21 protein-coding genes, 1 pseudogene and 1 riboswitch are annotated in these 18357 nt (G+C 68.8%); of the genes and pseudogenes, 11 read left to right on the top strand and 11 right to left on the bottom strand.

The genetic code is table 11. The features are described 5' to 3' along the window. Positions 1 to 36 precede the first annotated feature (36 nt). Together AV521_RS11115 and AV521_RS11110 are read left to right on the top strand one after the other, a co-directional pair. Entirely contained in the window at positions 37 to 594 is a 558-nt protein-coding gene (locus AV521_RS11115) for a SigE family RNA polymerase sigma factor (RefSeq protein WP_256725505.1), read from the top strand. After that, a complete protein-coding gene (locus AV521_RS11110) occupies positions 584 to 1252 on the top strand; it encodes a L,D-transpeptidase (RefSeq protein ID WP_143658596.1) in 669 nt (222 codons plus the stop codon). Before AV521_RS11115 ends, AV521_RS11110 begins: the two co-directional genes overlap by 11 nt. A 94-nt stretch (positions 1253 to 1346) precedes the next feature. Here AV521_RS11110 and AV521_RS11105 read toward each other — a convergent pair whose 3' ends face one another. The 5 genes from AV521_RS11105 to thrC all read right to left on the bottom strand — a co-directional run bounded on the left by AV521_RS11105 (position 1347) and on the right by thrC (position 6101). Beyond that, positions 1347 to 1649 (bottom strand): SH3 domain-containing protein, encoded by a 303-nt coding sequence (locus AV521_RS11105; RefSeq protein WP_179023007.1) that lies wholly within the window; start codon positions 1647 to 1649, stop codon positions 1347 to 1349. 233 nt (positions 1650 to 1882) lie between these two features. Continuing rightward, positions 1883 to 3505 carry a chaperonin GroEL gene (gene groL, locus AV521_RS11100; protein WP_076087079.1) on the bottom strand — a complete coding sequence of 541 codons (1623 nt, stop codon included), beginning with the start codon at positions 3503 to 3505 and terminating at the stop codon, positions 1883 to 1885. 327 nt (positions 3506 to 3832) lie between these two features. Continuing rightward, positions 3833 to 4039: a cold-shock protein gene (locus tag AV521_RS11095; protein ID WP_019057200.1), complete on the bottom strand. Its 207-nt coding sequence runs from the start codon at positions 4037 to 4039 to the stop codon at positions 3833 to 3835. A 432-nt stretch (positions 4040 to 4471) separates the two neighbouring features. Further along, on the bottom strand, positions 4472 to 4747 hold the full coding sequence (locus AV521_RS11090; RefSeq protein ID WP_076087077.1) for a MoaD/ThiS family protein: 276 nt from the start codon (positions 4745 to 4747) through the stop codon (positions 4472 to 4474). Positions 4748 to 4823: 76 nt separating this feature from the next. After that, entirely contained in the window at positions 4824 to 6101 is a 1278-nt protein-coding gene (gene thrC / locus AV521_RS11085; RefSeq protein ID WP_076087076.1) for a threonine synthase, read from the bottom strand. Between the two features lie 17 nt (positions 6102 to 6118). Further along, positions 6119 to 6274, bottom strand: a riboswitch (SAM riboswitch). A gap of 160 nt (positions 6275 to 6434) precedes the next feature. Here thrC and AV521_RS11080 point away from each other — a divergent pair. Both AV521_RS11080 and AV521_RS11075 read left to right on the top strand, forming a co-directional pair. Then, complete coding sequence (locus AV521_RS11080; protein WP_076087453.1) at positions 6435 to 7379, top strand: glucosyl-3-phosphoglycerate synthase; 945 nt, start codon at positions 6435 to 6437, stop codon at positions 7377 to 7379. A 121-nt stretch (positions 7380 to 7500) separates the two neighbouring features. Then, positions 7501 to 8943, top strand: a complete 1443-nt coding sequence (locus tag AV521_RS11075) for a trehalose-6-phosphate synthase (RefSeq protein ID WP_179023005.1) — start codon at positions 7501 to 7503, stop codon at positions 8941 to 8943. On the opposite strand, the gene otsB is transcribed toward AV521_RS11075, so the two are convergent. The 3 genes from otsB to AV521_RS11060 all read right to left on the bottom strand — a co-directional run bounded on the left by otsB (position 8931) and on the right by AV521_RS11060 (position 11346). After that, a complete protein-coding gene (otsB, locus tag AV521_RS11070) occupies positions 8931 to 9764 on the bottom strand; it encodes a trehalose-phosphatase (RefSeq protein WP_076087075.1) in 834 nt (277 codons plus the stop codon). The genes AV521_RS11075 and otsB overlap by 13 nt on opposite strands. 83 nt (positions 9765 to 9847) lie before the next feature. Then, the gene (locus AV521_RS11065; RefSeq protein ID WP_023549329.1) at positions 9848 to 10072 is read right to left on the bottom strand and encodes a DUF3263 domain-containing protein; all 225 of its coding nucleotides are present in this window, start codon (positions 10070 to 10072) and stop codon (positions 9848 to 9850) included. Positions 10073 to 10107: 35 nt separating this feature from the next. After that, positions 10108 to 11346, bottom strand: coding sequence for an extracellular solute-binding protein (locus AV521_RS11060; protein WP_179023003.1), 1239 nt, complete (start codon positions 11344 to 11346; stop codon positions 10108 to 10110). A 157-nt stretch (positions 11347 to 11503) separates the two neighbouring features. Here AV521_RS11060 and AV521_RS11055 point away from each other — a divergent pair, with 157 nt between their 5' ends. The 3 genes from AV521_RS11055 (at position 11504) to AV521_RS11045 (ending at position 14676) form a co-directional block, all read left to right on the top strand. Continuing rightward, complete coding sequence (locus tag AV521_RS11055; RefSeq protein ID WP_179023031.1) at positions 11504 to 12460, top strand: ROK family protein; 957 nt, start codon at positions 11504 to 11506, stop codon at positions 12458 to 12460. Beyond that, complete coding sequence (gene nagA, locus AV521_RS11050) at positions 12460 to 13602, top strand: N-acetylglucosamine-6-phosphate deacetylase (RefSeq protein WP_076087069.1); 1143 nt, start codon at positions 12460 to 12462, stop codon at positions 13600 to 13602. Before AV521_RS11055 ends, nagA begins: the two co-directional genes overlap by 1 nt. 144 nt (positions 13603 to 13746) lie before the next feature. After that, positions 13747 to 14676 carry a 1-phosphofructokinase family hexose kinase gene (locus tag AV521_RS11045; protein WP_076087067.1) on the top strand — a complete coding sequence of 310 codons (930 nt, stop codon included), beginning with the start codon at positions 13747 to 13749 and terminating at the stop codon, positions 14674 to 14676. A 5-nt stretch (positions 14677 to 14681) separates the two neighbouring features. Here the strand turns inward: AV521_RS11045 and AV521_RS48625 are convergent, their stop codons facing one another. The 3 genes from AV521_RS48625 to AV521_RS11035 form a co-directional block, all read right to left on the bottom strand. Then, positions 14682 to 14948 carry a hypothetical protein gene (locus tag AV521_RS48625; protein ID WP_143658595.1) on the bottom strand — a complete coding sequence of 89 codons (267 nt, stop codon included), beginning with the start codon at positions 14946 to 14948 and terminating at the stop codon, positions 14682 to 14684. A gap of 123 nt (positions 14949 to 15071) precedes the next feature. Beyond that, positions 15072 to 15269 (bottom strand): DUF397 domain-containing protein, encoded by a 198-nt coding sequence (locus AV521_RS11040; protein ID WP_371917023.1) that lies wholly within the window; start codon positions 15267 to 15269, stop codon positions 15072 to 15074. 39 nt (positions 15270 to 15308) lie between these two features. Further along, entirely contained in the window at positions 15309 to 16193 is an 885-nt protein-coding gene (locus tag AV521_RS11035) for a helix-turn-helix transcriptional regulator (RefSeq protein WP_076087063.1), read from the bottom strand. 124 nt (positions 16194 to 16317) lie between these two features. Here AV521_RS11035 and AV521_RS11030 point away from each other — a divergent pair, with 124 nt between their 5' ends. The 4 genes and pseudogenes from AV521_RS11030 (at position 16318) to AV521_RS11020 (ending at position 18331) form a co-directional block, all read left to right on the top strand. Then, a complete protein-coding gene (locus AV521_RS11030; RefSeq protein ID WP_256725504.1) occupies positions 16318 to 16800 on the top strand; it encodes an ATP-binding protein in 483 nt (160 codons plus the stop codon). Positions 16801 to 17236: 436 nt separating this feature from the next. Continuing rightward, entirely contained in the window at positions 17237 to 17416 is a 180-nt protein-coding gene (locus AV521_RS49230) for a hypothetical protein (protein WP_179022977.1), read from the top strand. Positions 17417 to 17484: 68 nt separating this feature from the next. Beyond that, a pseudogene (locus AV521_RS11025) lies at positions 17485 to 17845 on the top strand (PfkB family carbohydrate kinase); the annotation flags it as partial. Between the two features lie 138 nt (positions 17846 to 17983). Then, positions 17984 to 18331 carry a peptidase inhibitor family I36 protein gene (locus tag AV521_RS11020; RefSeq protein WP_079249204.1) on the top strand — a complete coding sequence of 116 codons (348 nt, stop codon included), beginning with the start codon at positions 17984 to 17986 and terminating at the stop codon, positions 18329 to 18331. Positions 18332 to 18357 lie beyond the last annotated feature (26 nt).

Raw genomic sequence — 18357 nt, 5'->3', positions numbered from 1 at the left:
CGAATCGAGAAACTCAGCAAGACTCCGGCGGAGGGCATGACCGAGGACGAGTTCGACGCTTTCTACGCGGCCGCGTTCCCCCGCCTGACCGGGCAGCTCTACGCCTTCACCGGAGACCACGGCGAAGCCCAGGACGTGGTGCAGGAGGCGTTCGTACGCGCCTGGGACCGGCGGAAGTCCTTCCTGGCCGACAGCGCCCCGGAGGCCTGGATCCGCACGGTCGCCGTACGGCTGGCGGTCAGCCGCTGGCGGCGCGCCAGACGCTGGCTGGAACTCGTGCGACGGCACACACCCCCCGAGTCGACTCCCGGCCCCGGCCCCGAACACACCGCGCTGGTGGCCGCGTTGCGCCAATTGCCCCAGGCACAGCGGTTGGCGATCGTCCTGCACCATCTGTGCGACCTGAGTGTCGAGCAGGTAGCCTCCGAGACCGGCGCGCCCGTGGGCACGGTCAAGGCCCGGCTGTCCCGGGGCCGGGCGGCGCTGGCGAAGCAGCTGGGCACGGACGAGGCCGATGAGCCGGCACGGAGGACCGGCGAGCCGGTACGGAAGGCCGTTGCGCCGGTACGGAAGGAGGGTGGCCGTGTCGGATGACCTCAACACGGATGAACTGACCGCCACACTCCGCGAGTTGGCCACGGCGAACGAGACCTCGCCGCCCGTCGCCGCCTCCGAGATCCGCCGCCGCGGCGCCCGCCGGGGCCGCCGTCGTCGCACGGCTCTCACCCTTGGCGCGGGCACAGCGGCCCTCGCCCTGGCCGCATTCGCACTGACCCTGAACACGGGTGACGCTCCGGAACACCGTCAAGCCCCGGCCGCCACCGCCCCCCGCCTCCCGTCCCCCTCCCCTTCGTCCCCCTCCCCTTCGCCCCCCGGCCCGGCCCCGACCCCGGTCATCGGCACGGTGAACTTCGAGAAGCAGACCCTGACCATCGACGGCCGGGTCATGCCCATCACCTCGGGCTTCCCGACCCTCGTCACCGCGCACCCGCTGACCGTCTCCGCGAAACTCGACCTCACGCGGGACCCCGTCGGACCACTCGCCAAGGGCGCCTGCAAGGCGCGGGAACCGTACGTGGTCGAACTCCACGACACCGACGGGACCAGCATCTACGCCGGCTCCCTCGCCTGCGCCCCCCGAACCGGCGGCTGGATCGGCCTCGGCACGAAGGACGCCGTCTGGCTCTACAACAGACTGACCCCGGGCGACACACTGTCGGCGATCACACCGAGGGTCTCGGACGGGCCCTAGGTGCGCTGTTCGTGCCACAACGAGAAGAGGCCGCCCTGCCACACGGCCGGGCGGCCCTTTCCCTAGATCTTCATCGGTACCTCAGCGGGACATGTCACCAGCTGTAGTAGCCGTGGGACATCCATCCGCTGACGCCGCTGTCGACGTCGTAGACCAGGTCCCACTGACCGTCACCGGACACGTCCCGGTGCGCCAGGCGTTCGCCGGTGTAGCAGAGTCCGAGCACCGTGCCCGAGGTGCTCGGGTTGGAGCGGATGCGGACACCGTCCGTGGTGCAGTGGCCGTAGACGTCGTCGGCGTAGGCCGGCGCGGTGGTCAGCGTCGCGCCACCGATGGCGGCGGCGACCGCGAGGCCGGTCAGTGCCATGCCGCGCTTCCCCCGTACTGCGAAGGACACAGTTCCTCCTGAATGAGCCATGTGAAACCAAGCCAAATGATCTTGGTCGAGAAGGAACATAGCATGTTCATGATCTTGAAGAAGGCCGAGCTCCGGCCGCCGGTGAGCATCACCCTGGACACCGAGGAACTCAGGGAGTAAGCCGACTGAAAACGCCCGAGGGCGGCACCCCCAGCCAGAAGCTGGAGGCACCGCCCTCGGTCCGAAGGACAGGCGATCAACCGTCAGGTCGATCAGAAGTCCATGTCACCGCCCGGCATGCCGCCGCCGGCGGGCGCGGCGGCCTTCTCCGGCTTGTCGGCGATGACGGCCTCGGTGGTGAGGAACAGCGCGGCGATGGAGGCGGCGTTCTGCAGGGCGGAACGGGTCACCTTCGCCGGGTCGAGGATGCCCTCGGCGATCATGTCGACGTATTCGCCCGTGGCGGCGTTCAGACCGTGGCCGACGGCCAGGTTGCGCACCTTCTCCACGACGACGCCGCCCTCAAGACCACCGTTGACGGCGATCTGCTTCAGCGGGGCCTCCAGCGCGAGCTTCACGGCGTTGGCGCCGGTCGCCTCGTCACCCTCCAGGTCCAGCTTCTCGAAGACCGAGGAGGCCTGCAGCAGGGCCACGCCACCACCGGCGACGATGCCCTCCTCGACGGCCGCCTTGGCGTTGCGGACGGCGTCCTCGATGCGGTGCTTGCGCTCCTTGAGCTCCACCTCGGTGGCGGCACCGGCCTTGATGACCGCGACACCGCCGGCGAGCTTCGCCAGGCGCTCCTGCAGCTTCTCGCGGTCGTAGTCCGAGTCGCTGTTCTCGATCTCGGCACGGATCTGGTTGACCCGGCCGCTGACCTGCTCCGAGGAGCCGGCGCCGTCGACGATGGTGGTCTCGTCCTTGGTGATGACGACCTTGCGGGCGCGGCCCAGGAGGTCCAGGGTCGCGTTCTCCAGCTTGAGGCCGACCTCCTCGGAGATGACCTCGCCGCCCGTGAGGATGGCGATGTCGCCGAGCATGGCCTTGCGGCGGTCACCGAAGCCCGGGGCCTTGACGGCGACGGACTTGAAGGTGCCGCGGATCTTGTTGACGACCAGGGTCGACAGGGCCTCGCCCTCGACGTCCTCGGCGATGATCAGCAGCGGCTTGCCCGACTGCATGACCTTCTCCAGGAGCGGGAGCAGGTCCTTGACCGAGGAGATCTTGGAGTTGGCGATGAGGATGTACGGGTCCTCAAGCGCCGCCTCCATGCGCTCCATGTCGGTCGCGAAGTAGGCGGAGATGTAGCCCTTGTCGAAGCGCATGCCCTCGGTGAGCTCAAGCTCAAGGCCGAAGGTGTTGCTCTCCTCGACGGTGATGACGCCTTCCTTGCCGACCTTGTCCATGGCCTCGGCGATCAGCTCGCCGATCTGGGTGTCAGCGGCGGAGATGGACGCGGTGGAGGCGATCTGCTCCTTGGTCTCGACGTCCTTCGCCTGCTCCAGCAGGGCGGCGGAGACGGCCTCGACGGCCTTCTCGATACCGCGCTTCAGGGCCATCGGGTTGGCGCCGGCGGCGACGTTGCGCAGGCCTTCCTTGACCAGGGCCTGGGCGAGCACGGTCGCGGTGGTCGTACCGTCACCGGCGACGTCGTCCGTCTTCTTGGCGACTTCCTTGACCAGCTCGGCGCCGATCTTCTCGTACGGGTCCTCGAGCTCGATCTCCTTGGCGATGGAGACACCATCGTTGGTGATCGTGGGGGCGCCCCACTTCTTCTCGAGGACGACGTTGCGGCCCTTGGGGCCGAGCGTCACCTTCACGGCGTCCGCGAGCTGGTTCATGCCGCGCTCGAGGCCGCGCCGCGCCTCCTCGTCGAACGCGATGATCTTGGCCATGTGAAGTGGTCCCTCCAGGACTGGGGGTGATTCCTTCGGACCGCGCCCGCGCCCGCGACGGACGGTTCGCCGACCTGTGGTTCCTTGCCCCACGTGGCCCGCGGACCTCACCGACCCGGTCCTTCTTTGTCACTCTCACCTTCAGAGTGCTAACGCCAATGATTAGCACTCGGCACCCCCGAGTGCAAGCGCCTCGGGGCTGCCGGAGGGTGCGCTCAGCCGCGCGCGAACAGGGGAGCGCCGGGCATCACGAAGGGCCCGCACCCCGGGAGGTACGGGCCCTTCGAAGATGAAACAGAAGAACGTCGCTGTCAGCCGACGCGTGCTTCAGCTGGTCGCCAGCCGGACCATGTCCGCCTGCGGGCCCTTCTGGCCCTGCGAGATCTCGAAGTCGACCCGCTGCCCCTCTTCCAGGGTGCGGTAACCGTCCATCTGGATCGCGCTGTAGTGGACGAAAACATCCGCACCACCGTCGACCGCGATGAAGCCGTACCCCTTCTCCGCGTTGAACCACTTGACGGTGCCCTGAGCCATGCCTAACTCCCCTATTACTGGCCCTTGCACAGATCCACACTTCGCGGACCCGGGTCAGACCTCACCCCCCAAATCGGTCGGGGGCGTGCGCCGGAACGCGTCGACCGCGGCTGAATGTATCTGTCCAACTGCCGTCTGCAACAGGTCAATCGGACGAGAATTCTGGACGGGAACGGTCCGGAATGTGGTGAGAATTCGCCCGACTTCGGGGCAAGTCGGGCTACACAAAGGGCACAAAAGCCGCATAAAACCCGCGCACTTTGGCTACTTCTTGTCGGGCTTGCGGTATGGATCCAGGGCTCTCGACCCGGAGGCCGTGACCAGGTTCCCCAACTGTACCGCGCTCAATCACGCAGAATTGCCCCCTCCGCTTCTCTCACGGAGGAGGCAATTCGATGAACAATGCGTAACTGATGTTACCTAAGGTAACGATCAGCCGCCGGCGACGGCCGGAATGATGGAGACGCCCGCGCCGTCCGGGGTCGCCGTCTCAAGGCCCTGCTCGAAGCGCACGTCGTCGTCGTTGACGTAGACGTTCACGAAGCGGCGCAGCTTGCCCTGGTCGTCCAGGACACGGGCGGCGATCCCGGTGTGGTTCTTCTCCAGGTCCTCGATGACCTCGGCGAGGGTCGCGCCCTCGGCGGCGACCTCGGCCTGGCCGCCGGTGTAGGTGCGCAGGATGGTGGGGATGCGAACGGTCACGCTCACGATGAAACCTCCGGTCAGGGTGACGCCCCAGGGGCGCGGGGCTGTATTCGATGTGCGGCTGCCGCCGCGTGGGCCCCTAGACGAGCCCCGCCTCGCGGAACGACTCCAGGTTGGGACGAATGGTTGCGGTCAGTCCCGTACCCGCCACCGCGTCCAACGTCTTCAGCCCGTCACCGGTGTTGAGGACCACCGTGGTCCTCGTCGGATCCAGCACACCGTCCTTGATCAGCTTGCGCGTCACGCCGACGGTCACACCACCGGCGGTCTCCGCGAAGATGCCCTCGGTACGGGCCAGCAGCTTGATGGCGTCGACGACTTCCTCGTCCGTCACGTCCTCCACGGCACCGCCGGTGCGGCGCGCGATGTCGAGGACGTAGGGACCGTCGGCCGGGTTGCCGATGGCGAGGGACTTGGCGATGGTGTTCGGCTTCTGGGGGCGGACCACGTCGTGACCGGCCTTGAAGGCCGTCGACACCGGCGAGCAGCCCTCGGCCTGCGCGCCGAAGATCTTGTACGGCCTGTCCTCGACCAGACCCAGCTCGATCAGCTCCTTCAGACCCTTGTCGATCTTCGTGAGCTGGGAGCCGGAGGCGATCGGGATCACGATCTGGTCGGGCAGCCGCCAGCCGAGCTGCTCGCAGATCTCGTACGCGAGGGTCTTGGAGCCCTCCGCGTAGTACGGCCGCAGATTGACGTTGACGAAGCCCCAGCCCTCGCCGACCGGGTCGCCGATCAGCTCCGAGCAGAAGCGGTTCACATCGTCGTAGTTGCCCTCGATGCCGACCAGTTCACCGCCGTAGACCGCGGCCATGACGACCTTGCCCTGCTCCAGGTCGTGCGGGATGAACACGCAGGAGCGGAAGCCGGCGCGGGCCGCGGCGGCGCCGACGGCACCGGCCAGGTTGCCGGTCGAGGAGCAGGAGAGCGTGGTGAAGCCGAAGGCGCGGGCGGCCTCCAGGGCCTGGGCGACCACGCGGTCCTTGAAGGAGTGCGTCGGGTTGCCGGAGTCGTCCTTCACGTACAGGCCGCCCGTGACGCCCAACTCGTGGGCGAGGTTGTCGGCCTTGACGAGCTTGGTCCAGCCCGGGTTCAGGTTGGGCTTGTCGGCCACGTCCGCCGGGACCGGCAGCAGCGGGGCGTACCGCCAGATGTTCGCCGGGCCGGCCTCGATACGGCGACGCAGTTCTTCGGTGTCGTAACCGGAGAAGTCGTAGGCGATCTCCAGCGGGCCGAAACACTCCTCGCAGGCGAAGACCGGGCCGAGCGGAACGCGGTGCCCGCACTCGCGACAGCTCAGGGCCGCTGCCGGACCGAGGTCGACGGTGGAATTGCTTGCAACTGTCTGCACAGCCATGGAGGCGAGGCCCTTTCTCCTCATCTTCCTCATGGCGCATCTCGCCATGAGACGGATTTGGCACCTTCCCTAGCCGGGAGCCTCGCGGAGCGATCAACACTGATCTACGAGTACCGGCTGGAGGGTTGCCGGGGCTTCATCGGGCCGTATCCCTCTGCCCCTCTGGATGAGCGGTATTCGGTTGTGAACGCGCGTGACCCTCCGACATGCGATGGTCATCGGCGTTGTTCAAGACTGTAACCGAAGGCCAGGACAGTTGAGATAGTCGTCCGAACCGCGAGATGGATCACACGGTTCGCCCCTGTGATCACGAACAGAGAGGAGCCGCTGACCGTGCTGGAAGAAGTCGAGCACTGGCTGGCCACCCGCTCCTGGTCCGTGACCGATCGCCCTCTCCACCGCCTTCTGTCCGCCAAGCAGCGCACGGGCCAGACGATCAGCGTCGTCCTGCCCGCGCTCAACGAGGAGGAGACGGTCGGCGACATCGTCGCGGTCGTCCGCCATGACCTGATGGAACAGGTTCCGCTGGTCGACGAGATCGTCGTCGTCGACTCCGGCTCCACCGACCGTACCTCCGAGGTCGCCGCGCGCGCGGGCGCGCGGGTCGTTCACCGCGACGAGATCCTCCCGCGCATTCCCGCCGTCCCCGGAAAGGGTGAAGTGCTCTGGCGCTCCTTGCTGGTGACCGGCGGGGACATCATCTGTTTCGTCGACGCCGACCTCAGGGAATTCTCCTCCGACTTCGTCTCCGGGATCGTCGGCCCGCTGCTCACCGAGCCGGGTGTCGACCTGGTCAAGGCCATGTACGACCGTCCGCTCGCCGGGGCCGCGGGGCAGGGCGGCCGGGTCACCGAGCTGATGGCCCGCCCACTGCTGAACCTGCACTGGCCGCAGCTGGCCGGTTTCGTCCAGCCGCTGGGCGGCGAGTACGCGGCCCGCCGCAGCCTGCTGGAACAGCTCCCCTTCCCCGTCGGCTACGGCGTGGAGCTGGGCATGCTGGTGGACGCGCTGCACCTGGTGGGGCTGGACGCGCTCGCGCAGGTGGACGTGGGCGTGCGCAAACACCGCCACCAGGACGGACAGGCGCTGGGCCGGATGGCCGCGGAGATCTACCGCACGGCCCAGCTCCGGCTGGCCCGCGGCCACCTGGTCCGCCCCGCGCTGACCCAGTTCGAACGCGGCACGGACGGTTTCGAGCCACGCACGTACTCGGTGGACACCGAGGAGCGGCCACCGATGGCGGAGATCGCGGAGTACGCCGACCGCAAGGTGGCGTGAACCGGTCGTAGCGGTCGGAGCGAACCGGTCGCAGTGGTTGGCGCGCGCCGGTCGTATACGTCCGCGCGCCGGACCCCAACCGTACGTTTGAGCGTTTCCGGGCCGGGCTAGGTTGAGGACCATGGCTTCCACGCAGGGTGCTGCCGAGAAGGCTCGGGTGCTGGTCGCGTCCAACCGCGGCCCGGTTTCGTACGCGAGGGAGGGGGACGGCTCGCTGCGCGCCAGACGGGGTGGCGGCGGGCTGGTCTCGGGGCTGTCGGCCATCGGGGCGGAGGCGGACTCGGTGTGGGTGTGCGCGGCGCTCGGCGACGGCGACCGGGAGGCCGTACGGCGGGCGGCCGGCGGGCTGCTGCCGGCCGAGGACACCGGCGGGCAGCGGGTGCGGATGCTCGACATCGACGCCGAGGTGCACTCCGACGCCTACAACGGCATCGCCAACTCGGTGCTCTGGTTCGTCCACCACATGCTGTACCAGACCCCGCTGGAGCCGGTCTTCGACGTGGAGTTCCGGCGGCAGTGGGCGTCGTACGAGGCCTACAACCGGGCGTTCGCCGAGGCGCTGGCCGAGGAGGCGGCCGACGGGGCGGCGGTGCTGGTGCAGGACTACCACCTGTGCCTGGTGCCCGGCATGCTTCGCGAGCTGCGCCCGGACCTGCTCATCGGCCATTTCTCGCACACCCCGTGGGCGCCGCCGGACTACTTCCGGCTGCTGCCCGACGACATCGCGGCCGCGTTGCTGAACGGCATCCTGGGCGCGGACCGGGCGGCCTTTCTGACCGCGCGCTGGGCGGACGCGTTCGCGTCCTGCTGTGCCGCGGTACTGGGTCCCGACAGCCTCACGGGTACGGCGGTCGGGGTGCACGGGCTCGGCGCGGACGCGGACTTCCTGCGCAAGCGGGCACATGAGCCGGATGTCGAGGAGCGGATGACGGCCCTGCGGGCGGAGATCGGCGAGGGCCGCAAGGCCGTGGTCCGCGTCGACCGCACCGAGCTGTCGAAGAACATCGTGCGCGGGCTGCTGGCGTACCGGCGGCTGCTGGACACGCACCCCGAGTGGCGGGAGCGGGTGGTGCATCTCGCGTTCGCTTATCCGTCGCGGCAGGACCTCGCCGTGTACCGCGACTACACGGCCGCGGTGCAGCGGGTGGCCGAGGAGATCAACTCGGCCTACGGCACGCCCGGTTGGACCCCGGTCGTGCTGCACGTCAAGGACGACTTCGCACGCTCGCTGGCCGCCTACCGGCTCGCCGACGTGGCCCTGGTCAACCCCATCCGGGACGGCATGAACCTGGTCGCCAAGGAGGTCCCGGTCGTCTCCGACCAGGGCTGTGCGCTGGTGCTGTCGCGGGAGGCGGGGGCGTACGAGGAGCTGGGTGCCGACGCGACCGTGGTGAACCCGTACGACATCGAGGGGACGGCGCAGGCGTTGCACGCGGCGCTGAGCATGCCCGCGGCCGAGCGGACGGAGCGGTCGAAGCGGCTGGCCGCCGCGGCCACCGCGCTGCCGCCCGCCCGGTGGTTCCTCGATCAGCTGCGGGAGCTGGAGGAGCTTCAGTCCAGCTGAGCCGCCAGCGTCCGCAGCAGCTGTACGACGCCGGCCGGGCCGTCCACCACCATGTCCGCGCGTTCCGCCAGTTCCGTGACCTCCGTGCTGCCGCTGCAGACCAGCAGGCCGGGGACGCCGTCGGAGCGGAGTTCGTCGACGGCGTCGAAGGCGGGGAGGTCGCCGAGGTCGTCACCGGCGTAGAGGACCGACTCGGCGCCCGTCTTGCGGACGTACTCGCTGAGCGCCACGCCCTTGTCCATGCCCGGCGGGCGCAGTTCCAGGACCATGCGGCCGGGCTCGACGATCAGGCCGTGGCGGGTGGCGAGGTCGGTGAGGGGGCCGCGCAGGGCGTCGAACGCGGCCTGCGGGTCGTCGGCGCGGCGGGTGTGGACCGCGACCGCGCGGCCCTTCTCCTCGATCCAGGTGCCGTGCCAGGCGCCGGCGCGGTCCAGGACGCCGGGCAGCTCGGCACGGACCGCCGCGACGCCGGGGTGCGGGGCGGGGGCGGTGACGGTGCCGGTGACCGCGTCCCAGCGTTCGGCGCCGTAGTGGCCGAGGACGGTGAGGTGCTCCAGGCCGGGGACGCCGGCGAAGCCGCCGTAGCGGACGGCGACTCCGGCGGGGCGGCCGGTGATCACGGCGACGGAGGCGACCTTCGGGGCGAGGGCGGCGAGGGCGGGTACGGCCTCGGGGTGGGCGCGGGCCTGTTCGGGGTCGGCGACGATGGGGGCGAGGGTGCCGTCGAAGTCCAGGCCGACGATCGCTGCGGTCGGTTTCGCCAGGAGTGCGGCGAGTCCGTCCCGGCCGGGCTGGGTCTGCGGGGTCGGCAGAGGGTCCATACCTCCGACACTATCCAGCGCGGGTCGCCCTCACGCCTGCGGCTCCGCCCCGCGCCCCTGAGGGAACTGCGGTGCCGTCGGCTTCAGCGCTCCGAGCGGCGAGCGTCCCGTACCCGGCGCAAGCGGTTCACCGTCACCGGATCGTGCGCCAGTGCTCTCTCGTCGTCCAGCAGCGCGTTCAGCAGCTGGTAGTAGCGGACCGGAGCCAGGCCCAGTTCCTCGCGTATCGCTCGCTCCTTCGCGCCGGGGCCGGGGAAACCCCGGCGTTCCAGGGCGAGGATGGATTGTTCGCGTGGGCCTAGTTCCATGTCAGCCACCGTAGCGCCGGGGACTGACAACCCGGTCAGCCCTTGCTGCTGCTGTCCGCCGCGGTCGCCGTCGCCTGGATGCGGGAGAGGACAGCGGCGGGGCTGCCGTCGGGGGCGACGGCCTTGCCGATGTTCTGCTTGACGGCCACGCTGACCGCCGCCCAGGAGGTCTTGCCGACGGGATACAGCTCGGAGGTGGGCAGCTGGTCGAGGAAGGGGTGCAGGGCCTTGTCGGGGGCGGAGTCCGAGGCGCTCATGGCGTTGGAGGCGGAGCCGGTGACCGGCAGCAGGCCGTACTGGCGGGAGAAGTCGAGGACGTTCTTCTCGGTGTAGACGAAGTTGAGGAAGTCGCCTATCTGCTGGGCGTGCCCGTTCTGCTTGAAGGCCATCATCCAGTCGGCGACCCCCATGGAGGCCCTGGCCTTGCCGCTGCGGCCCGGCATCGGCACCATGCCGAACTGCACGCCCTTCTTGCCGGCCTGCTGGATCAGCGTGGGATGCCCGTTGAGCATGCCGACCTGGCCGTCGGCGAACGCGGCGAACGCGTCCGCGCGGTTGAGCTTGCCGGGCGCGACCGGCCCGGTCAGGCCCTTGCCGACCAGGTCGTCCTTGAGCCAGGTGAAGGTGTCGACGTTCTGCGCGGAGTCGATGGTGTAGGTACCGATGTCGTCGGTGTAGCCGGTGCCGCCGCTCGCGCCGCTGAGCATCCACTGCATGGTCTCGGCCTGGGCCTCCTCGGGCCCGAGGGGCAGCGCCATGGGGTACTTCACGCCCTTGTCCTTGAGCGCCTTGGCGTCGGCGGCCAGCTCGTCCCAGGTGGTGGGCGGGTTGGTGATGCCGGCCTTGGCGAACAGGGTCTTGTTGTAGAAGAGCACGCGCGTGGAGCCCCCGAAGGGGATGCCGTACTGCGTGTGGTTCCACTGGCCCGCGTCGGAGAGCTGGGAGAGGAAGTCGGCCTGGGTGCGGATGGAGAGCAGGTCGGAGGCCGGATAGAGCTTGCCGGCGGCCGCGTAGTCGGCGTAGGCGCCGATCTGGGCCAGGTCGGGGGCGTGGCCCGCGGCGACCATGTCCTTGACCTTGGCGTCGACGTCGTTCCAGGAGTACACACTGACGTCGACCTTCACGCCGGGATGCTTGGACTCGTACTCCTTGACCAGGGCGTCCCAGTACTTCTTGGAACTGTTGGCGGCCGAGTCGCCGTAGTCGGCGGCGACCAGTCTCAGGGTCGTGTCCGAGGAGCCGGTGCTTCCGCAGCCTCCCAGAATCGCCGTCATGCCCAGTGCGGACACCACCGCGATCGTTCCTGCCGTACCCCGACGCACCGTCAACCCCAACCCTGCTGTCTGACCGTTCAATATATGGACAGATAAGGTCTACACCACGTGAGTGGACTAGACCTCTCGCGGGTGGGAGGTCACACTAGGTGCCGTGGTGAGACATGTCATCGCCCTGGACGTGGGCGGTACCGGGATGAAGGCCGCCCTCGTCGGCGACGACGGCGAACTGCTCCACCGTGCCCGCCGCGCCACCGGACGCGAGCGCGGACCGGACGCGGTGGTCGCGACGATCCTCGGCTTCGCCGCCGAGCTGCGCGCGTACGGCGCCGAGCACCTCGGCGCACCGGCCGTCGCCGCCGGCATCGCCGTCCCCGGCATCGTCGACGAGGAACAGGGCGTCGCGGCCTACGCCGCCAACCTCGGCTGGCGGGACGTACCGCTGCGCGCGCTGCTCACCGAACGGCTCGGCATCCCCGTCGCGCTCGGCCACGACGTGCGCACCGGCGGCCTCGCCGAGGGCCGGATCGGCGCGGGCAAGGGCGCCGACCGGTTCCTGTTCGTGCCGCTCGGCACCGGGATCGCGGGCGCCATCGGCATCGACGGCCGGGTCGAGGCCGGCGCGCACGGCTTCGCGGGCGAGATCGGCCACATCGTCGTACGGCCGTCCGGCACCCCCTGCCCCTGCGGGCAGCGCGGCTGTCTGGAGCGATACGCCTCCGCGTCCGCCGTGACCGAGGCCTGGGCGGCGGCCTGCGGGGATCCGGACGCGGACGCCGCCGACTGCGCCAAGGCCGTCGCGTCCGGTGACCCGAACGCCGTCCGGATCTGGCAGGAGGCGGTGGACGCGCTCGCCGACGGTCTGGTCACCGCGCTCACCCTGCTGGACCCGCGCACCCTGATCATCGGTGGCGGTCTCGCCGAGGCGGGGGAAGTGTTGTTCCAGCCGCTGCGGGACGCCGTCCGGCGGCGGGTCACCTTCCAGAAACTGCCGAGCATCGTCCCCGCCGCCCTCGGCGACACCGCGGGCTGCCTGGGCGCGGGCCTGCTCGCGCAGGACCTGCTCGACTCCACCGACCCCGACCCCACCGACCCCTCGGAGGTAACCGCCTGATGGCTCCCAGCTTGGTTCTCGCAGGTGCTCGGGTGGTGCTGCCCAGCGGAGTGGTGGACGACGGGCGCGTATCCGTCGAGGGCACCCGGATCGTGGCCACGGCCGCCGAGAATGCCCAGGTCATCGATGTATCCGGCCACTGGCTGATCCCCGGCTTCGTGGACATCCACAACCACGGCGGCGGCGGGGCCTCCTTCTCCGGCACCCCGGACGACATCCTGAAGGCCATCCGCACGCACCGCGTGCACGGCACCACCACCCTGGTCGCCTCCACCGTCACCGACGAGATGGACCTGCTCGCGCGGCAGGCCGGACTGCTGAGCGAGCTGGCCGAGCAGGGCGAGATCGCGGGCATCCACTTCGAGGGGCCGTTCATCTCGCCGTGCCGCAAGGGCGCGCACTCCGAGGAACTGCTGCGCCACCCGGAGCCCGCCGAGGTCCGCAAGCTGATCGACGCGGCACGCGGCAGGGCGAAGATGGTCACCCTCGCCACCGAGCTGCCGGGCGGCCTCGACTCCGTACGGCTGCTCGCCGAGCACGGCGTCATCGCGGCGATCGGGCACACGGACGCGACGTACGAGCAGACCGTCGAGGCGATCGACGCGGGCGCCACGGTCGCCACCCACCTCTTCAACGCGATGCCCACGCTCGGCCACCGCACGCCCGGCCCGATCGCCGCCCTGCTGGAGGACGAACGGGTCACGGTCGAGCTGATCAACGACGGCACCCACCTCCACCCGGCCGCGCTGGAGCTGGCCTTCCACCACGCGGGGGCGGACCGGGTCGCGTTCATCACGGACGCGATGGACGCGGCCGGCATCGGCGACGGCCGCTACATGCTCGGCCCGCTGGAGGTCGAGGTCAGCGAGGGCGTGGCCCGGCTGGTGGAGGGCGGCTCGATCGCGGGCTCCACGCTCACCCTGGACCGCGCGTTCCAGCGGGCGGTGACCATCGACAAGCTGTCCGTCGAGGACGCGGTGACGGCCCTGTCCGTCAACCCGGCCCGCCTCCTCGGCCTGTCCGACCGCATCGGCTCCCTGGAACCCGGCAAGGACGCCGACCTGCTCCTGCTGGACGCGGACTTCGGCCTCAAGGGCGTGATGCGGCAGGGCGAGTGGGTGGTCCCGCCCCAACTGGCCTGATCTGCCCGGCTTTCCCCGGACGGCGGCCGACCCGTGACTGGGCCGGCCGCCGTCTCTTTGGCATGATCGAGGCCCAGAAAACGATGACAGCGCGATGACGGGCGCGATGACAGGCGCAGGGAACTTCGAGGGAGGTCGGCCCGGTTGATCCTCACGGTCACGCTGAACACCGCTCTCGACCTCACCTATCGCGTGCGGTCGCTACGGCCGCACGCCTCACACCGGGTCTCGGAGGTCGTCGAGCGGCCCGGCGGCAAGGGCGTGAACGTGGCCCGGGTACTGGACGCGCTCGGGCACGAGACGACGGTCACGGGGTTCGCGGGCGGCGCGACCGGGCGTGCGATGCGCGATCAGCTCGGCGACACCCCCGGTCTGACGGACGCACTGGTCCCGGTCGCCGGGGCGACCCGGCGCACGATCGCCGTGGTGGACGAACTCTCGGGTGACACCACCCAGTTGAACGAGCCGGGCCCGCAGATCGAGCCGACCGAGTGGGGCGCGTTCCTGGACCGCTACGACGAACTGCTGTCGTCCGCCTCGGCAGTGGCCCTGTGCGGCAGCCTGCCGCCGGGAGTTCCGGTCGGCGCGTATGCGAACCTCGTCCGCGCCGCCCGCACCGCGGGCGTCCCGGTCCTGCTGGACACCAGCGGGGAGCCGCTGCGCCGCGGGGTCGCCGCCCGACCGGACCTGATCAAACCGAACGCCGACGAACTGGCCGAACTGACCGGCTCCCACGAGCCGTTGCGCGCCACGCAGGACGCCCGCCGGCGCGGGGCCCACGCGGTCGTCGCCTCGCTGGGCGCGGAGGGCCTCCTGGCCGTCACCCCGGAGGGCCGCTGGCGCGCGACCCCACCGGCCCGGATGCGTGGCAACCCGACGGGCGCGGGCGACTCGGCGGTCGCGGGCCTGCTGTCGGGCCTGGTGGAGAAACTCCCCTGGCCGGACCGCCTCACCCGCGCGGTCGCCCTGTCGGCCGCGACCGTACGGGCCCCGGCCGCCGGCGAGTTCGATCGGAGGACGTTCGAGGAGTTGCTGGGGCGGATTTCGGTGACCGGGAAAGTCAGCGCCGCGTGATCCCTTTACCTTGCGGCAGGAGCAACGCGATCGAAGAGTTCCCCGGTGATGGTGCCGAGGAGGCCTTCTTCCGGTTCCGCTTCCTCATTGGCAGCCGGCTTGGCCACGCCGTGCGGACGGTCAGGCCTTTTGGCCTCGGCGCCCTTGCTGCCGGCAGTGGGGTCGGGGTGGGCGATCGACCCACCGGTGGTGGGCTTTTGCGAAGTGGCCGCGGATGCGCCAGTCATTCCGATCGCAGCGAGCAGCACAGGGGTGGCGATCGCGATGGCCAAGGCTCTACGTGCAAGCATGGTTTCCGCCTCGTCTAGGACAACGTCGCCACCAAGCTTCCTCGGCCATCATTCCGAAAAACCGCTCACCGAACTAAACACTCGTACGGCCGAGCGCCTTCTGTACTATGCCTCTGCGAGATGGTCAAACTCGCCGGCCTTGACTCCCTCAATCATGGCGGCTATCTCCGAGCGGGTATAGAGGAGGGCGGGGCCGTTGGGGGCCTTGCTGTGGCGGATGGCAACGGCATCACCGTAGGCGGCGAACTCCACACAGTCGCCATCGCCTCCGGAGGCGGATGACTTCTGCCATGTAACGGCCAGCGTGGAGGCGCTCGGGATTATGTGCTGCGACGCATCTACTTATCCATTGCGATAATTATCGAGGTGCCACTCGATTAGCTTCATCGATTCGGCCCTTTGGAGGGACGCCGACACCATGAGCCGGTCGAACAGCCTTCTGTACGCCTGGACCTCCCTGGCATCCTCTAGGAACCTGTTGCCGGTCAGACCTTCCAGATAGACGATGTCAGGTACCCAGCGCTCGGGAAAAGCGAGAATCACGAACGGCCCGAACAGAGCTGCATGGCATTCCGACACCTCCGACAGCACATAAATATTGACCGTGCCGACATATTCCTTGGCCAGAATGAGGAGATGTTCAAGTTGGGCGGCCATCACTTCACGTCCACCGATGGCATGCCGGAGCGCCGACTCCGAGATAATCCCCCGAAAAATTAAGGGGTTTGGGCGATCGAATACGCTCTGTCGCTTAACTCGAATACTCAGCCTTTCGGCTCGCTCTTCCTCGTCCATGCCCGGAAAGTGTTGATCGAGCACGGCGGCCGCATAGTCGTACGTCTGCAGCAATCCGGGGATCAGGGTGGTTTGAACGTCACACTTGTCTGACGCGTCCGATTCGTAGCTGATGTAGTCGGCGTACGTGGGACTCACGACCAAGCGGACGTCGCTCTCCCAGCCGCGGACGTTTCCTCGGCGCCTCAGGTCGACCACATAGGCGCGAAGTTTCCGGTCCTGGACTCTGTAGTGATCGAGCAGTGCCCGCAGGTCTGGATCGGAAATGCCGACTCGCCCGGACTCGATGCGCGACAGCTTCGCTTCGGACCAGCCGAGTTCGCGAGCAACGGTGTCCTGGCTGCCGTGTCCGCCCTCCTCGCGCAAGCCGCGGAAGATGGTCCCGAGCCGCACCTGACGCGCAGTCGGCTGCGACATCCGGCGCATCGCCATGAGACGCCCCCCCTTTTCTTGACCTTGGCTGCCGTATCCGAGTGTAGGACGTTTGTCCATCTGTAGCGCGATAAACACTCAATCGAGTGAACTCGATTGCAGGGTTGCATGCTGTCAACGAGAGATGCAGGGCTGCACCCCGGCTATTCGTAATCTGGCGTTACCGGCCGCTCAATCAAACCCCTGGGGGATTGCCGTGCCCAAATCGGCCACACGCCGTCAGTACCCCACCGCTATCCGATCCGTAGCCCGTGCCCGAACCAATAGTCTCTCCTTCCTCAAGTCATGCGGTATTGGCCGTGAGACCGGATTCTCAATAGATCTGACGCTTGTCGTCAGCGAGTTGATGACGAACGCCGTAACGCACGGACGAGTGCCGGGCACTTCTGGGCGGCAGATCGAAATGTCCACAGAAAGGGCGGACAGCGTCTACCGCATCGAAGTACGGGACACCCAGAGCGACAGCATGCCTGTGCTGGGAAATCCCGGCGACCTGGATGGTGAGGGAAGGGGGCTTTTACTGGTCGACTCCCTGTCCGACAAGTGGGGCGTGCGACCGGAGTGTGTGGGGAAGACCGTGTGGGCTGAGAAGGGATTCAGCGAGTGAATGAAGGTGCCCCGCAAACGGCATCGCAGGCCGTCGCGGGGCGGAGTGTCAACAGCCAACCAAGGAGCTATCAACGTGCGTAACCCTATCGCCTGGATGCTGGGCATCCTGAGCGCTTTACGGACAAGGTCCCAGTCGCATACACGAGGTGGGCTCGCAACAGCGACCAACAGCGCGGTATCGGTGTCGAGTTCTGCGCCGGAGGTCTCGCAGGACTGGCGCCCCAACCCAAACGCGGCCCGTTGGGCGCGCTGGGCAAGGCAGGCTGAGCGGCTGCGGTGGAGTGGGCGAGGGCTGCCTCTGCTGCCGGACGAGGCGTGCTGGGGCGGCCGAAGGCATGGACATCGAGCCGAACCGCCCGACCGGGGACGCTGGGAGGCCGTAGACCACCCGGTCCGTGCATACGTGCTCGCCGCCCTGAGCGATGGGGCAGTCCATGGCTGACGACGACATTCCGGTACTGCACCTCGCAGACGAGCAGGAGTGGCTCGCCTGGGCCACCCACGTGCGGAAGTGCACCGCAGGGTGCCGGTACAGCCCGGGTGAGGAGTGCGCCGAAGCGGTGCCGCTGCGCGAGGCCGTACACGAGGCGAGGGTCCACGCCGCGAGGTCTTAGGCGCCGATGGCCGACGTACAACGTGGGGCGCCCGGCGCGGCAACGGCCGTACCGGGGCCCCTTCAACGGCCGAGGATCTGGCCGAACTGACCGGCTCCCACGAGTCGTTGCGCGCCACCCAGGACGCCCGCCGACGCGGCGCCCACGCGGTGGTCAACTCCCTTCGGCGCCGAGGGCCTACTCGCCGTCACCCCCGAGGGCCGCTGGCGCGCCACACCGCCCGCCCGTCTCCACGGCGACCCGACCGACGCGGGCGACTCTGCGGTGGCCGGCCTGTTGAGCGGGTTCGTCGAACAACTCCCGTGGCCGGGTCGCCTGTCCCGCGCGGCCGCACTGTCGACGGGGACCGTACAGGCGCCGGCGGCGGGCGACTTCGACCGCGCGGCCTACGAGAAATTCCTGGCTCGAGCGTCGGTGACGGCGGCGTGAAAACTCTGCAGCCCTCGCCGGATATGCCCGCCTAGCAGCTTGGCCGAGAAACGCCCTTCCCCTCATGTCAGCCAGATGATCAAATGATCATCTATTCGCTACATCGACCAATAGCGAAAGATATAGGGGAGACCTCACATGAGCGTGCTCAGGAAAAGCCTGACGACGGCGGCTGTGGCTGGCGCATTGCTGGGCGGCATCTTTGCCACACCGGCCGCGGCGGCCGATCCCAACACCTGCCCGAAGGGCAAGTTCTGCGGATGGTCGGGGACGAACAGGACCGGGACCAGGACGGTCTACTCCGAAACGCCCAGCTGTATCCCTCTCGACCACATCGCCCGGTCCGCCTCGAACCAGACTTCTTACACTCTGGTTTTCTGGAAGGCCACCCTCGGCTGTGCCACCGGCACCAAGCTGGTCACTCTGAAGCCGGGCACCTACTCGGACAACCTCGGCAGCGCCAACTCGGTTGAGATTTACGGCTGAGGTGCGCCAAAAGCGCTTCACCTGAA

Source organism: Streptomyces sp. IMTB 2501 (assembly GCF_001953885.1).
In the GTDB taxonomy this organism is placed as follows: Bacteria; Actinomycetota; Actinomycetes; order Streptomycetales; family Streptomycetaceae; genus Streptomyces.
This window is presented reverse-complemented; position numbering and strand designations above follow the sequence as displayed.

Coding starts and splice junctions, on each gene's coding strand:
- AV521_RS11060 (WP_179023003.1), bottom strand. CDS start 11,346: ATGACGGCGATTCTGGGAGGCTGCGGAAGCACCGGCTCCTCGGACACG.
- AV521_RS11095 (WP_019057200.1), bottom strand. CDS start 4,039: ATGGCTCAGGGCACCGTCAAGTGGTTCAACGCGGAGAAGGGGTACGGC.
- AV521_RS11065 (WP_023549329.1), bottom strand. CDS start 10,072: ATGGAACTAGGCCCACGCGAACAATCCATCCTCGCCCTGGAACGCCGG.
- AV521_RS11030 (WP_256725504.1), top strand. CDS start 16,318: ATGCAGGGCTGCACCCCGGCTATTCGTAATCTGGCGTTACCGGCCGCT.
- AV521_RS11035 (WP_076087063.1), bottom strand. CDS start 16,193: ATGGCGATGCGCCGGATGTCGCAGCCGACTGCGCGTCAGGTGCGGCTC.
- AV521_RS49230 (WP_179022977.1), top strand. CDS start 17,237: ATGGCTGACGACGACATTCCGGTACTGCACCTCGCAGACGAGCAGGAG.
- nagA (WP_076087069.1), top strand. CDS start 12,460: ATGGCTCCCAGCTTGGTTCTCGCAGGTGCTCGGGTGGTGCTGCCCAGC.
- groL (WP_076087079.1), bottom strand. CDS start 3,505: ATGGCCAAGATCATCGCGTTCGACGAGGAGGCGCGGCGCGGCCTCGAG.
- thrC (WP_076087076.1), bottom strand. CDS start 6,101: ATGGCTGTGCAGACAGTTGCAAGCAATTCCACCGTCGACCTCGGTCCG.
- AV521_RS11115 (WP_256725505.1), top strand. CDS start 37: ATGACCGAGGACGAGTTCGACGCTTTCTACGCGGCCGCGTTCCCCCGC.
- otsB (WP_076087075.1), bottom strand. CDS start 9,764: ATGGACCCTCTGCCGACCCCGCAGACCCAGCCCGGCCGGGACGGACTC.
- AV521_RS11020 (WP_079249204.1), top strand. CDS start 17,984: ATGAGCGTGCTCAGGAAAAGCCTGACGACGGCGGCTGTGGCTGGCGCA.
- AV521_RS11075 (WP_179023005.1), top strand. CDS start 7,501: ATGGCTTCCACGCAGGGTGCTGCCGAGAAGGCTCGGGTGCTGGTCGCG.